This window comes from Streptomyces violaceoruber (assembly GCF_033406955.1).
GTDB classification, from domain to species: Bacteria; Actinomycetota; Actinomycetes; order Streptomycetales; family Streptomycetaceae; genus Streptomyces; species Streptomyces violaceoruber.
The window spans coordinates 3,059,836-3,073,874 of sequence record NZ_CP137734.1; the positions used below are offsets into that span (position 1 = coordinate 3,059,836).

The 14,039-nt window shown below is 71.4% G+C and carries 10 protein-coding genes; 6 read left to right on the plus strand and 4 right to left on the minus strand.

Going from position 1 to position 14,039, the window contains the following annotated elements:
- Positions 1–19: 19 nt before the first annotated feature.
- Positions 20–544, minus strand: coding sequence for a DUF4245 domain-containing protein (locus tag R2E43_RS13300; RefSeq protein WP_093456917.1), 525 nt, complete (start codon positions 542–544; stop codon positions 20–22).
- A gap of 135 nt (positions 545–679) precedes the next feature.
- Here R2E43_RS13300 and glpX point away from each other — a divergent pair, with 135 nt between their 5' ends.
- Positions 680–1,711, plus strand: a complete 1,032-nt coding sequence (gene glpX / locus R2E43_RS13305) for a class II fructose-bisphosphatase (protein ID WP_003973930.1) — start codon at positions 680–682, stop codon at positions 1,709–1,711.
- Positions 1,712–1,969: 258 nt separating this feature from the next.
- Here glpX and R2E43_RS13310 read toward each other — a convergent pair whose 3' ends face one another.
- Positions 1,970–2,347, minus strand: coding sequence for a WhiB family transcriptional regulator (locus R2E43_RS13310; RefSeq protein ID WP_003973931.1), 378 nt, complete (start codon positions 2,345–2,347; stop codon positions 1,970–1,972).
- Between the two features lie 105 nt (positions 2,348–2,452).
- A complete protein-coding gene (locus tag R2E43_RS13315; RefSeq protein ID WP_030872519.1) occupies positions 2,453–3,136 on the minus strand; it encodes a DUF1707 SHOCT-like domain-containing protein in 684 nt (227 codons plus the stop codon).
- 244 nt (positions 3,137–3,380) lie between these two features.
- Here R2E43_RS13315 and R2E43_RS13320 point away from each other — a divergent pair, with 244 nt between their 5' ends.
- The 5 genes from R2E43_RS13320 to R2E43_RS13340 all read left to right on the plus strand — a co-directional run bounded on the left by R2E43_RS13320 (position 3,381) and on the right by R2E43_RS13340 (position 11,476).
- Positions 3,381–5,048, plus strand: a complete 1,668-nt coding sequence (locus R2E43_RS13320; protein WP_016327174.1) for a fumarate hydratase — start codon at positions 3,381–3,383, stop codon at positions 5,046–5,048.
- Between the two features lie 180 nt (positions 5,049–5,228).
- Positions 5,229–6,689, plus strand: a complete 1,461-nt coding sequence (locus R2E43_RS13325) for a M28 family peptidase (RefSeq protein WP_332056227.1) — start codon at positions 5,229–5,231, stop codon at positions 6,687–6,689.
- Positions 6,690–6,780: 91 nt separating this feature from the next.
- Positions 6,781–8,166 carry a class II fumarate hydratase gene (locus R2E43_RS13330; RefSeq protein ID WP_030872525.1) on the plus strand — a complete coding sequence of 462 codons (1,386 nt, stop codon included), beginning with the start codon at positions 6,781–6,783 and terminating at the stop codon, positions 8,164–8,166.
- An 88-nt stretch (positions 8,167–8,254) separates the two neighbouring features.
- A complete protein-coding gene (gene fomD / locus R2E43_RS13335) occupies positions 8,255–8,965 on the plus strand; it encodes a cytidylyl-2-hydroxypropylphosphonate hydrolase (RefSeq protein WP_030872528.1) in 711 nt (236 codons plus the stop codon).
- A 282-nt stretch (positions 8,966–9,247) separates the two neighbouring features.
- Positions 9,248–11,476, plus strand: coding sequence for a SpoIIE family protein phosphatase (locus R2E43_RS13340; RefSeq protein WP_401535900.1), 2,229 nt, complete (start codon positions 9,248–9,250; stop codon positions 11,474–11,476).
- A gap of 128 nt (positions 11,477–11,604) precedes the next feature.
- Here the strand turns inward: R2E43_RS13340 and R2E43_RS13345 are convergent, their stop codons facing one another.
- Positions 11,605–13,926 (minus strand): transglycosylase domain-containing protein, encoded by a 2,322-nt coding sequence (locus tag R2E43_RS13345; protein ID WP_332056228.1) that lies wholly within the window; start codon positions 13,924–13,926, stop codon positions 11,605–11,607.
- Between the last annotated feature and the right edge of the window lie 113 nt (positions 13,927–14,039).

The following is a 14,039-nucleotide window of genomic DNA, read 5'->3' on the forward strand; positions in this document are numbered from 1 at the left end:
GCCGGTGGCCTGTGGCCGGTCAGGCCAGTTTCAGGGCCGCCGCCATCTTGCCGAGCTGCTCGAACGACCCGGTGCCGGCCACGACCGTCGTCGCGCCCTTCATGTCGCCGGTGCCGTCCAGCACCAGCGCGTCGTACCGGCCGCCCGTGTACCGCGTCCAGGTCCGGCCGCCGATCTCCTCGGTCCGCTCGGTCGCCTGCCCGCCCTGGCTGGCGTCGTGGATGAACGTGGACGGCTTCTTCGTGGACTGCTCGACCGCCACGTACTCGCCGTCCGGGGTCCGGAACCCCAGGTGCCAGGCGTCGGAGTCGTCACCGCGGAAGCGCACGGAGGTCGGCTTCCAGTCCTCGGACAGCCCCTCGGGCGCCGCCACCGGATACGCCGCGGCGCGCTGCGCGGTCAGCAGCTCGACCCGGTAGTCGACCCGCTTGACGTCCGGTTCGCCGTCGTCGTGCGGGATGAAGATCCAGATCACGCCCGCCGCGAGGACGATGACCCCGAGGGACAGAATCATGTCCCGGGCCGACTTCTGCTTGCCTTTCATACCTGCCACGCCCCCTATCGTCGCAGGTGCCCGCTCCGCTCATACGTGGGGTCCCCTGCTCATTTTGTCGGACTGACGATAGAGTCGTGGCCATACCCTCATCCGGCCGTCGTCGTATCAGAAAGGTGCGTTCCGATGACCGAGCATCATCTCCCGTCCGAGCTGGACGTCCCCTCGGAGGCCCCCGACCGCAACCTCGCCATGGAGCTCGTGCGGGTCACCGAGGCCGCGGCGATGGCCGCGGGCCGCTGGGTCGGGCGCGGTGACAAGAACGGCGCCGACGGTGCCGCGGTACGCGCCATGCGGACCCTCGTCCACACCGTCTCGATGAACGGCGTCGTCGTCATCGGCGAGGGCGAGAAGGACGAGGCCCCGATGCTCTTCAACGGAGAGCGGGTCGGCGACGGCACCGGGGCCGAGGTCGACATCGCCGTCGACCCGATCGACGGCACCACGCTGACCGCCAACGGCATGACCAACGCGATCGCGGTGCTGGCCGCGGCCGAGCGCGGCTCCATGTTCGACCCGTCCGCGGTCTTCTACATGGACAAGCTGGTCACGGGCCCCGAGGCCGCCGACTTCGTCGACATCAACGCGCCCGTCGCCGTGAACATCCGCCGGATCGCCAAGGCCAAGCGGCGCACGCCCGAGGACGTCACCGTCGTCATCCTCGACCGGCCGCGGCACCAGGGCCTCATCAAGGAGGTCCGGGAGACCGGCGCCCGCATCAAGCTGATCTCCGACGGCGACGTGGCCGGCTCCATCCTGGCCCTGCGCGAGGGCACCGGCATCGACCTGCTGCTCGGCATCGGCGGCACGCCGGAGGGCATCATCTCGGCCTGCGCCGTGAAGTGCCTGGGCGGCACCATCCAGGGCAAGCTGTGGCCCAAGGACGCCGAGGAACGGCAGCGCGCGGTCGACGCCGGGCACGACCTGGACCGGGTGCTGACCACCGACGACCTGGTCTCCGGGGACAACGTCTTCTTCGTCGCCACCGGCATCACCGACGGCGAGCTGCTGCGCGGGGTGCGGTACCGCTCGGAGACGGCGACGACCGACTCGATCGTGATGCGGTCCAAGTCGGGGACGGTGCGGCGGATCGACTCCGAGCACCGGCTGAGCAAGCTGCGGGCGTACAGCGCGGTGGATTTCGACCGGGCGAAGTGACTCCGTCGGTTTCGCGGGGCGCCTATTGAGCCGGGGGCGCCTGTCGCGTGGCGGGTGCGGGTGCGTCGTGGCTTGTCGCGCAGTTCCCCGCGCCCCTTGGTTGGCTGCGCTCCCCGGCGTCGGGAAGTTGCCGCCCGTCGCACCCACGGGGCGGAGCCGCAGATCGGGCACAGCCCCGCGCCCCCGGGTCGGCGGCGGCCCCCGGCGTCGAAAGGGCACCCTCTGTGCGGAGAGGGTGCCCTTTCGGGTGTCTGGGTTCTAGCCGGCCGCCGCTATGCGGCCCGTCGTGCGGGCGGCGTTCTTGAGTTCCACGTCGCGGCGGCGGCGTCGGGCCAGGACCACGCGGCGCTCGGCGGCGGTGAGGCCGCCCCAGACGCCGTAGGGCTCGGGTTGCAGGAGGGCGTGCTCGCGGCACTCGACCATGACCGGACAGCGCGCGCAGACGCGCTTGGCGGCCTCTTCGCGGGAGAGCCGGGCGGCGGTCGGTTCCTTGGAGGGGGCGAAGAACAGTCCGGCCTCGTCGCGCCGGCACACCGCCTCGGTGTGCCAGGGAGCGTCTTGGTCCCTGTCCCGCACGGGCACCCGCTGGGCCGGAACGGCAGCTACCTGCAGGGACGAATGCGGCGGTTGCAGCACGGGTCTACTCCTGACGACGGCTTCGCTAGCGAGAGACGATGCGTCAAGGCTTACCCGTTGTACGCGCGCCTATGCACTGGGTTCCCGACCGCTGCCGGTGCCGTCCTACACGTGCTTGCGCAAACCCTTCTCGACGCGTCGGTGCACCCGGTCGAGGATGTCGGCGACGACCTTGCCGCGCTTGGGGCGGGCCTCCACGCTGCCCAGTACGGCCCAGCCGTCCACGTAGATGACGGGGGCCTCGGCCTCGCTGGAGTCGAGGGTGTGGACCTCGAAGCTGCCGAGCACGCTGCCGCCGGCGCCGCGCACCGACACGTTCTCCGGGACGCGCACCTCGACGCTGCCGAAGACGGAGAACGCCTTGATGACGACCTGCTGGTACTCGAAGACCGCCTCGCTGAGGTCGATCTCGACGCTGCCGAAGACCGCGTAGGCGTGGATGCGGCGGTTCGCCCGCCAGCGGCCCTTGCGGACGGCGCTGCTGAAGACCGCCACCACGTTCTCGTCGGGTTCCGCCGGGATGGCGCCGGCGGTGGGGCGGTGGGGAGCCGGGGCGGTGGTCTCCCGGCCGCGGTGGGCGGCGGGCAGGTCGCGCACGAAGACGTCCAGCTCGCCCACGGTCTTGGCGGCCAGCACGCCCTCGACGCGCTCGGCGTGCTCGTCGGCGGTGAGCCGTCCCTCGGCGAGGGCCTCGCGCAGCATGTCGGCGACGCGGTCGCGGTCGGCGTCCGAGGCGCGCAGCTCGGAGGTGCGCGGGGCGGCGGCTGGGGCGTGCTTGTGAAGGTCCACGGCGGTAGCGTACCGAAACGCGATAGATCGCGACTAGCCCTGTGGACAACCTTGTCGCGAACCGGGTCCGGGGCCGGGCCGAAACCGGGGCCGGCTCCACTCGGCCTTACCGGGCCCTACTGAGCCTTACCTCACAAGCTCGGCGTCGTCGGCAGGTTTTACGCTGGTTGGCGCTGCCAATGGAGGCCAGCCGTCGTTGCTGAGGAATCCAGCCGCGCGTGATGTCGAGTGAGGAATGGGCGAGATGCCTGAGTTCGCGTACACCGATCTGCTCCCCCAGGGCGAGGACACCACTCCGTACCGGCTGGTGACCGCCGAGGGTGTCGCCACCTTCGAGGCCGACGGGCGGACCTTCCTCAAGGTGGAGCCGGAGGCCCTGCGCAAGCTGGCCGAGGAGGCCGTTCACGACATCCAGCACTACCTGCGCCCGGCGCACCTGGCACAGCTGCGCCGCATCATCGACGACCCGGAGGCGTCCGGCAACGACAAGTTCGTCGCCCTGGACCTGCTGAAGAACGCGAACATCGCGGCTGCGGGCGTGCTGCCGATGTGCCAGGACACCGGCACGGCGATCGTCATGGGCAAGCGCGGCCAGAACGTGCTCACCGAGGGCGGCGACGAGGAGGCCCTGAGCCGGGGCATCTACGACGCGTACAAGAACCTGAACCTGCGCTACTCCCAGATGGCCCCGCTGACCATGTGGGAGGAGAAGAACACCGGCTCCAACCTCCCCGCCCAGATCGAGCTGTACGCGACCGACGGCGGCGCCTACAAGTTCCTCTTCATGGCGAAGGGCGGCGGCTCGGCCAACAAGTCCTTCCTCTACCAGGAGACGAAGGCCGTCCTGAACGAGTCCTCCATGATGAAGTTCCTGGAGGAGAAGATCCGCTCGCTCGGCACGGCCGCCTGCCCGCCGTACCACCTGGCGATCGTGGTCGGCGGCACGTCGGCCGAGTACGCGCTGAAGACCGCGAAGTACGCCTCCGCGCACTACCTGGACGAAATCCCGGCCGAGGGCTCGGAGCTCGGGCACGGCTTCCGGGACAAGGAGCTGGAGGAGAAGGTCTTCGAGCTGACCCAGAAGATCGGCATCGGCGCTCAGTTCGGCGGCAAGTACTTCTGCCACGACGTGCGCGTGGTGCGGCTGCCCCGGCACGGGGCGTCCTGCCCGGTCGCCATCGCGGTGTCCTGCTCGGCGGACCGGCAGGCGGTCGCGAAGATCACCGCCGAGGGCGTCTTCCTGGAGCAGTTGGAGACCGACCCGGCGCGGTTCCTGCCGGAGACCACGGACGAGCATCTGGAGGAGGAGGGCGACGTCGTCAAGGTCGACCTCAACCAGCCGATGGACGACATCCTCGCCGAGCTGACCAGGCACCCGGTCAAGACCCGGCTGTCGCTGACCGGTCCGCTGGTGGTGGCCCGCGACATCGCGCACGCCAAGATCAAGGAGCGGCTGGACGCGGGCGAGGAGATGCCGCAGTACCTGAAGGACCACCCGGTGTACTACGCGGGCCCCGCGAAGACGCCCGAGGGCTACGCCTCCGGGTCCTTCGGTCCGACCACCGCCGGGCGCATGGACTCCTACGTCGAGCAGTTCCAGGCGGCGGGCGGCTCCAAGGTGATGCTGGCCAAGGGCAACCGGAGCAAGCAGGTCACCGACGCGTGCGACGCGCACGGCGGCTTCTACCTGGGCTCGATCGGCGGGCCCGCGGCGCGGCTCGCACAGGACTGCATCAAGAAGGTCGAGGTCGTCGAGTACGAGGAGCTCGGCATGGAGGCGGTCTGGAAGATCGAGGTCGAGGACTTCCCCGCGTTCATCGTGGTGGACGACAAGGGCAACGACTTCTTCCAGGACCCGGCGCCCGCGCCGACGTTCACGACGATTCCGGTACGGGGGCCGGGCCTGGCGTAACCCTCACTCCTGGGCAGCAGGCCGGTCCGGCTCCGTCCGGGCCGGCCTTTCGCTTCTCCCCGCCGTCCGGATAACGAACAGGCGGTTCTTCTTTCGGACAACCTGCCTTCCCGGGCGTCCGTTCCATTGACGGCCCCGGCTCCCCCTGTGAGTCTTTCGCCGCTCCGACATGTACACGCCATGCGTACATGCCCTGCGTGGCCACCCCTCAGCCACTTCTGGAGGACCAAGGTGAAACGAAGATTCGCCGTGGCGAGCCTGTCCCTCGCCGTCGTGCTCGGCCTCGGCACACTCCCCGCCGTCGCCGCCGGCACCGCGCCCGCCGCCCAGTCGCCCGACGTCGACGTGACGAAGGTGCAGGCGCACCTGACCGAGCTGCACTCCATAGCCGGACGCAACGGCGGCACCCGCCGCTCGACCGGCCAGGGGTACCGCGACTCCGTCGCCTACGTGAAGGGCAAGCTGCAGGCGGCCGGTTACACCGTCACCGAGCAGCCGTGCACCTCCGGTTGCAGCAGCGGCGCCGGCCCCAACCTGATCGCCGAGTGGCCGCACGGCGACGCGAACGATGTGTCCATGTTCGGCGCCCACCTCGACAGCGTCTCGGCGGGCCCGGGCATGAACGACAACGGCTCGGGCTCGGCCGCCCTCCTGGAGAACGCCCTGACCCTGGCGCGGCAGAACCCGACGATGCAGGGCCGGGTCCGCTTCGCCTGGTGGACCGACGAGGAACAGGGCCTCAACGGCTCCGACTTCTACGTCCGCTCGCTCTCCTCGGCGCAGCGGTCCGCGATCACGGCGTACTACAACTTCGACATGATCGCCTCCACCAACGGGGGCTACTTCGTCAACCACGTCACCTCGGCCGCCGCCGCGCCCATGAAGGCGTACTGGGACTCGCTGGGCCTGCAACCCGAGGAGAACACCGAGGGCGCCGGGCGCAGCGACGACTACTCCTTCGAGCAGTACGGCATCCCGACCTCCGGCTACGCGATGGGCGCCAGTGCCCGCAAGACCTCCGCGCAGGCCGCCAAGTGGGGCGGCACCGCCGGAACCTCGTACGACCCGTGCTACCACCGGTCGTGCGACAACCTCGACAACATCAACACCACCGGCCTGGACCGGGCGTCGGACGGCATCGCGTACACCATCTGGCAGCGCGCCGTGGGCACCGGCGACGACGGCGGCGGCGACGGGTGCGGCACCGACCCCGTCGTCAACGGCGGCTTCGAGAGCGGCAGCTCGCCGTGGACCGGGGACACCGGCACCATCGGCGCCCACTCGGGCCAGTCGGCGCACACCGGGACCCGCTTCGCGTGGCTCGCCGGTTACGGTTCCACGCACACCGAGTCGGTCGCCCAGACGGTGACCGTGCCGGCCGGATGCACCCGGCTGACCTACTGGCTGCACATCGACACCGACGAGTCGGGCACGACGGCGTACGACACCTTCAAGGTGAAGGCCGACGGCACCACGCTCGCCACCCTGTCCAACGCGGACGCCCGCGACGGCTATGTGCAGCGCACGGTCGACCTCGGCGCGTACGCCGGCCGGCAGGTGGCCCTGAGCTTCACCGGCAGCGAGGACGGCAGCCTGCAGACCGGCTTCGTCCTGGACGACGTGAGCCTGCTGGCGGGCTGACCCGCCGGGCGGGTGCCGGACCACGGCGTGAGACGGCACCCGTTCGGCCCGGCTCCGGAACATCCGCGTCGCCCCGCACGCTGTACCCGGTATGAGCGAATACCGCATCGAGCACGACTCCATGGGCGAGGTCCGCGTCCCCGCGGACGCCAAGTGGCGCGCCCAGACCCAGCGCGCCGTCGAGAACTTCCCCGTCTCCGGGCAGCGCATCGAGCGCGCGCACATCGAGGCGCTGGCGCGGATCAAGGGCGCGGCGGCGAAGGTCAACGCCGAGCTGGGAGTGCTCGACGAGGACCTCGCCGGCGCGATCCAGGAGGCGGCCGGTGAGGTGGCCGAGGGGAGGTGGGACGAGCACTTCCCCGTCGACGTGTTCCAGACCGGGTCCGGGACCTCGTCCAACATGAACACCAACGAGGTCGTCGCCACCCTGGCGAGTGAACGGCTCGGCCGCGACGTGCATCCCAACGACCACGTCAACGCCTCCCAGTCGTCCAACGACGTCTTCCCGTCCTCGATCCACATCGCCGCCACCGCCGCCGTCACCCGCGACCTGATCCCGGCCCTGGACCATCTCGCCGGCGCCCTGGAGCGCAAGGCCGGGGAGTTCGCCGACGTGGTGAAGTCCGGACGTACGCACCTCATGGACGCCACGCCCGTCACCCTGGGCCAGGAGTTCGGCGGTTACGCGGCCCAGGTGCGGTACGGCATCGAGCGGCTTCAGGCCTCACTGCCCCGGCTCGCCGAGCTGCCGCTGGGCGGCACCGCGGTCGGCACCGGCATCAACACCCCGCCCGGCTTCTCCGCCGCCGTCATCGAGGAGGTGGCCCGCGCGACGGGGCTGCCGCTGACCGAGGCGCGCGACCACTTCGAGGCGCAGGGCGCCCGGGACGGCATCGTCGAGACCAGCGGGCAGCTGCGGACCATCGGCGTCGGGCTCACGAAGATCGCCAACGACCTGCGCTGGATGGCGTCCGGTCCGCGCACCGGGCTCGCGGAGATCTCGCTGCCCGACCTCCAGCCCGGGTCGTCCATCATGCCCGGCAAGGTCAACCCGGTGATCCCCGAGGCGGTCCTCATGGTCGCCGCCCAGGTCACCGGCAACGACGCGACGGTCGCCGCGGCGGGCGCGGCCGGCAACTTCGAGCTGAACGTGATGCTGCCGGTCATCGCCAAGAACGTGCTGGAGTCGGTGCGGCTGCTCGCCAACGTCTCCCGGCTGCTCGCCGACCGCACCGTGGACGGGATCGTGGCGCACCCCGAGCGGGCCCGCGAGTACGCCGAGTCCTCGCCCTCCGTGGTCACGCCGCTCAACAAGTACCTCGGGTACGAGGAGGCCGCCAAGGTCGCCAAGAGGGCGCTGGCCGAGCGGAAGACGATCCGGCAGACCGTGCTGGAGGGCGGCTACGTGGAACGCGGCGACCTCACCCGGGAGCAGCTGGACGAGGCCCTGGACGTGCTGCGGATGACCCGCCCGTGAGAGGGGCGGGTGATCACGGGGGCGTACGCCGGCGCACGCTCTCGCGATCTTCGGCGCGTCGATTGGCCATGGCACCTAATATCTCTCCATGACAGACGGAGAAGCGGTGAGCGCGGCGGCGGGGCCGGGAGCGGAGGGCCCGCCGGGCCCGGTGGGACACTGGGCGCCCGGCAGCCACATCCTGTGGCGGTACCGGGAGAACGGCGGCCCGCACGTCCACATCGCGCGCCCCGTCACCGTCGTACGGGACGACGCCGACCTGCTCGCCGTGTGGCTGGCGCCCGGCACCGAGTGTGTGAAGCCGGTCCTGGCCGACGGCACGCCCGTGCACCTGGAACCGCTGGCCACGCGCTACACCAAGCCGCGCACCGTGCAGCGCGACCAGTGGTTCGGCACGGGGGTGCTGAAGCTGGCGCGGCCCGGCGAGGCCTGGTCGGTGTGGCTGTTCTGGGACCCGGGCTGGCGCTTCAAGAACTGGTACGTGAACCTGGAGCGGCCGCTGACCCGTTGGGAGGGCGGGGTCGACTCCGAGGACCATTTCCTGGACATCTCCGTCCACCCGGACCGCACCTGGCACTGGCGCGACGAGGACGAGTTCGCGCAGGCCCTGCGGGACGGTCTGATGGACCCCGCGTCGGCCGGGCGGGTGCGCCGGGCGGGGCGGTCCGCGGTGGCGGAGATCCGTGCCTGGGGGGCACCGTTCGCCGACGGCTGGGAGCACTGGCGGCCCGATCCGGCGTGGCCGGTACCGTCGCTGCCGGGGGACTGGGATCGCACGCCCGCGCACGTCTCCTCATGAGACCCTTGATGTGCCCCCCGGCAAGAAACGTAGGATCGTCCTCCGCAATGAGCGCGGCAGCGGCAACCGGCGGAGCGTGCGCTGTGCTTGACCGATCGTCACCGAGGGGCGGCAGGACGTGAGCGAGGGGTACGAGGGCAACACGCAGACGGGCCGCGGACGGCCCGCCGGTGACACAGGAACAGCCTCTGACCACGCGGGAACCCCGTTCCTTGGGCACGGATTGCGGGTATCGGGATTTCTGCGGGACGAACTGCACGCGCCGCGCGCAGTCCCGGACGGATGGATTCGACACGCGTGACGGAGCACCCGACCTCCTTCGACCGCCCCTCGACGGGCGCCGACCCCACGGATCCCCGCGGGGCGCTCCTGCCTGCCCCAGTGCCGCCGCGCGCCTCCGGGTCCGCGTTACCGGCCCAGGGGCGCACCGGGGAGACGCCGCCCACCGCGGGCGAGGACTCCCCGGGGGTCTTCGAGCACTCCCAGCCGGGCGCCGAGCAGGCGGCGGAGCCCGACACGCACCGCCCGCGGCCCGGGGCCGAGGGCGTTCCCGTACAGCCGGACGGCGGGCAACCGGGCGGCGGGCAGCCCGGCGGCGGGCAGCCCGGCGGTGTGCCGGCCGGCGCGGCGCCACGTGTCGCGCCCTCGGACGGCTCGGCCCTGGACGGCATGCCCGGCGGCGGGCAGGCCGCTGAGGTGCGGCCGGGGTCCGAGGTGCCGGCCGGCGCCACGGACCGCCGCGACGCCCCGGCGGAGCCGGACCGGCGTACCGGGCAGCCCACCGCGCCCGGACAGCCCACGCCCATGCGGCGGGACGGGGACCGGCTGCGCTTCGTGGGCGCCGCGACCCGGCGGATCGCCCGGGGCATGGACCTGGACGAGATCGTGATGGGGCTGTGCCGGGCCACCGTGCCCACCTTCGCGGACGCCATCCTCGTCTATCTGCGCGAGCCGCTGCCGGTCGGCGACGAGCGGCCCACCGGCCCCCTGGTGCTGCGGCTGCGGCGCACCGACCGCATACCGGCCGAGCGGGACACCGAGGGCGGCTTCGCACCCGCGGCCCAGCAGGAGCCCTCCGAGCTGGAGACGGTCGGCGCCGAGCTGTGCGAGGTACGGCCGGGCAGCGCGCTGGCCGAGGTGCTGCGCGGGGTGCGCCCGGTCTTCACGGACACCCCGGCCGCCCGCGCCGCGCTGCCCGAACTGCTGGGCGAGGAACGCGACTTCGCCCTGCCCGACGGCCGCAGGGCGATCCTCGCGCCGCTGCGCGGCCGACGCCGGGTGATCGGCGCCGCGCTGTTCCTGCGCGGCCCGGAGCGCATCCCCTTCGAGGCCGACGACCTGCTGGTGGCCGCCCAGCTCGCCACGCACAGCGCGCTGGGCATCGACAAGGCGGTGCTGTACGGGCGGGAGGCGTACATCGCCGACGAGTTGCAGCGCACGATGCTCCCGGAGAACCTCCCGCGCTGCACCGGCGTACGGCTGGCCTCCCGCTATCTCCCGGCCGCCGAGACCGCGCGGGTGGGCGGCGACTGGTACGACGCCATCCCGCTGCCGGGCAGCCGGGTCGCGCTGGTCGTCGGGGACGTGATGGGCCACTCCATGACGTCGGCGGCCATCATGGGCCAGCTGCGGACCACGGCGCAGACCCTGGCCGGACTCGACCTGCCGCCGCAGGAGGTGCTCCACCACCTGGACGAGCAGGCGCAGCGCCTGGGCACCGACCGGATGGCCACCTGTCTGTACGCGGTGTACGACCCGGTCTCGCACCGCATCACCGTCGCCAACGCCGGCCACCCGCCGCCCGTGCTGCTGCACCTGGGCGGCGAGGCCGAGGTGCTGCGGGTGCCGGCCGGTGCCCCGATCGGGGTGGGCGGCGTGGACTTCGAGGCCGTGGAACTGGACGCGCCGGCCGGCGCGACCCTGCTGCTCTACACCGACGGGCTGGTGGAGTCCCGGCTGCGGGACGTGTGGACCGGCATAGAGCAGTTGCGGGAGCGCCTGGCGGCGACCGCGCAGCTGACCGGGCCGGACCATCCGCCGCCCCTGGAGGCCCTGTGCGACGAGGTGCTGGACATGCTCGGCCCGGGTGACCGGGACGACGACATCGCGCTGCTCGCCGCCCGCTTCGACGGCATCGCGCCCAGCGACGTGTCGTACTGGTTCCTGGATCCGGAGGACGCGGCCCCCGGCAAGGCCCGGCGGCTGGCCCGGCGGGCGCTGGCCCGCTGGGGCATGGAGGACCTCACGGACGCCGTGGAGCTGCTCGTCAGCGAGGTCGTGACCAACGCGGTGCGGTACGCCTCCAAGCCGGTCACCCTGCGGCTGCTGCGCACGGACGTGCTGCGCTGCGAGGTCGGCGACGACGTGCCGCAGCTGCCCCGGCTGCGGCAGGCGCGGGCGACCGACGAGGGCGGTCGCGGACTGTACCTGGTGAACCGGCTGGCCCGGCGCTGGGGCGCGACGCGGCTGAGCACCGGCAAGGTGGTGTGGTTCGAGCTGAACCGCGGCTGAACCGCGGCCGGTCCGCAGCTGGTCCGCGGCAGGGGAACGGCCGGTCCGCGGCCGGGAACGGCGTCGCGCGAAGGGGCGCCCGGTGAGCACCGGGCGCCCCTTCGCGCGCGTCAGCGACCGCGGACGGCCTACTGCCCCCAGTCCACGCCGGGGAGCTCCGGGTCCCCCGACTCGGTGGACCCGCCGTCCGGCGGTGGTTCGGTGGACGGGCTGTTCGACGGCGAGTTCGTCGGCGACTCCGGCGGTTCCTCGGTCGTCGGGTCGCTGGACGGCGGCGCCTCGGTCGTCGGGTCGCTGGACGGCGGCGGCGCCTCGGAGGTCTCCTCCCGCGTCGGCGACTGGGTCGGCGACTCGGGGGCCGTCGGCGACTTGCTCGGCCGCACCGCGGCGCCCTGCTTGGTCTCCAGGTCGAACTCGGTGACCTCGTCCATGACGCCGAAGGTGTACGCGGCCCAGATCTCCGCCGGCGGGCCACCACCGTTGACGCGGTAGTCGACCCCGGCCGCCTTGTACATCGGGACCTGCTTGTGCGGCGGCTCGTCGTCCTCGCCGAACAGGCCGACGGAGGTGACGAGGCCGGGGGTGAAGCCGCTGAACCAGGCGGACTTGTTGTTGTCGGACGTACCGGTCTTGCCGGCCACCTTCTGGCCGTCGCGCAGCGGGTTCTCCCGGACGGACTTCTTGGCCGTACCGTCGTTGACCACGCCGGTGAGCACCGAGGTCACCGTGTCGGCGGCCTCCCGGCTGATGACCTGCTCGCCGATCGGGTCGGGCATCTCGACCTTGCGGTCCTTGTGCTCGACCGACTTCACGATCGCCGGGGTGACCTTCTTGCCGTGGTTGTCGAAGGTGGCGTAGACGCCTGCCATCTCCAGCGGGCTGGCGCCCATACTGCCCAGGGTCTGCGCGGGCACGGCCTGCTCGCCCTCGGTGTCCATGCCGAGGTCGGCGGCGACCTTCATGACCTCGGGCATGCCGACGTCGATGCCCATCTGGGCGAAGACGGAGTTGACGGACTTGTTCATCGCCTCCTGGACGTCGATCTCGCCGTAGTCGTGGTCGTCCTCGTTGGGCGGTGCGAAGCCGACCTTCTTGTCGCCGTCCATCACGGGGCGCTCGCTGTCGCCGTCGTAGAGGGTGTTGGCCGTGATCGGCACGCCGTCCTGGGTCTCGGCGTCGTGGTCCACGGCGGCGGCGAGGATGACCGGCTTGAAGGTGGAGGCGGGCTGGTAGTCGCCGCGGGTGGCGTTGTTGGTGAAGTGCTTCAGGTAGTTCACGCCGCCGTACATCGCCACGACGGAGCCGGTCTTCGGGTCGACGGAGGCGGCTCCGGCCTGGACGTCGGCGTCGACCTTGCGCTCGTCGGGGTCCAGCTTGCTCGTGAGCTGCTTCTTGACCGCCGCCTCCAGCGCGGCCTGCTTCTTCTTGTCGATGTTGAGGGTGACGGTGTAGCCGCCGAGGTCCACCAGGGCCTTGGCCTGCTCCATGTCCTCGGCGGCGCCCTGGGCGACGAGCTGCTTCTTGAGCGCGTGGTCGGCCGCGTCGACCAGGTAGCCGACCTGGCCCTCCTTGCCCGCGGCGGCCTTGGGTTCCTTGGGCTCCGGGAACTTCATGCCCTGGCGGTCGCCCGCGCCGAGCCACTTCTGCTCGACCATGTTGTCCAGGACGTAGTTCCAGCGCTGCTGGACGAGCTTCTTGCCGGTCTCGCTGGCGATCGCCCAGTCGTACTGGTTCGGCGCCTGGAGCAGCGCGGAGAGGTACGCGCCCTGTTCGACCGTCAGGTCCTCGGCGTCGACGCGGTAGTAGGCCTGTGCGGCGGCCTGGATGCCGTAGGCGCCGCGGCCGTAGTAGCTGGTGTTGATGTAGCCGGCGAGGATGTAGTCCTTGGATTTCTCCCGGTCCAGCTTGAGGGAGATGACCAGTTCCTTCAGCTTGCGCGAGACCGTCTGTTCCTGGGTCAGGTAGTAGTTCTTGACGTACTGCTGGGTGATCGTCGAACCGCCCTGCGCGCCCTTGCCGGAGAGGGTGTTGAGCACGCCGCGCGCGGTGCCCTTGAGGTCGACGCCGGCGTCGTTGTAGAAGGTCTTGTTCTCGGCGGCGACGAAGGTGCGCTGGACGTCCTTGGGGATCTTGGCGAGGTCGACGATCTCGCGGTTGCGCTCGCCCGTGCGCGCCATGATGCTGCCGTCGCTGTACTTGTAGACGTTGCTCTGCAGATCGGCCTCGGGGTTGCCCTCGGGGATGTCGATCATCATGTACAGCACGATGAAGGCGCCCATGCCGAGCAGGCAGAGGCCGAAGAACGTGCCGAGGATCTTCTTCCAGGTGAACAGCCGGCGTATCCGGCTCTTCCCGCCCGCGGCCGCGCCCGCGCCCGACGAACGGCGGCGTTTCGGCGCCGCGCGGCGTCCACCGCGCTGCCGCGCTTTTCTCTCTTCCGCTCGTCCCATGGGTCCGATCCACTCCGCTTCGGTCATCTGTGGGCACGTCTCGCTCACGCGTCACACAGGTTCGTCGCTCAGGTCAGCTCAGAAAGCTAACACCGGGAGATGTGACAAACGGC

Excerpts from the sequence above, each read along its gene's own strand:
- R2E43_RS13340 (WP_401535900.1), top strand. The coding sequence starts at position 9,248 with ATGGATTCGACACGCGTGACGGAGCACCCGACCTCCTTCGACCGCCCC.
- R2E43_RS13330 (WP_030872525.1), top strand. The coding sequence starts at position 6,781 with ATGAGCGAATACCGCATCGAGCACGACTCCATGGGCGAGGTCCGCGTC.
- R2E43_RS13325 (WP_332056227.1), top strand. The coding sequence starts at position 5,229 with ATGCGTACATGCCCTGCGTGGCCACCCCTCAGCCACTTCTGGAGGACC.
- glpX (WP_003973930.1), top strand. The coding sequence starts at position 680 with ATGACCGAGCATCATCTCCCGTCCGAGCTGGACGTCCCCTCGGAGGCC.
- fomD (WP_030872528.1), top strand. The coding sequence starts at position 8,255 with ATGACAGACGGAGAAGCGGTGAGCGCGGCGGCGGGGCCGGGAGCGGAG.
- R2E43_RS13320 (WP_016327174.1), top strand. The coding sequence starts at position 3,381 with ATGCCTGAGTTCGCGTACACCGATCTGCTCCCCCAGGGCGAGGACACC.
- R2E43_RS13300 (WP_093456917.1), bottom strand. The coding sequence starts at position 544 with ATGAAAGGCAAGCAGAAGTCGGCCCGGGACATGATTCTGTCCCTCGGG.
- R2E43_RS13345 (WP_332056228.1), bottom strand. The coding sequence starts at position 13,926 with ATGGGACGAGCGGAAGAGAGAAAAGCGCGGCAGCGCGGTGGACGCCGC.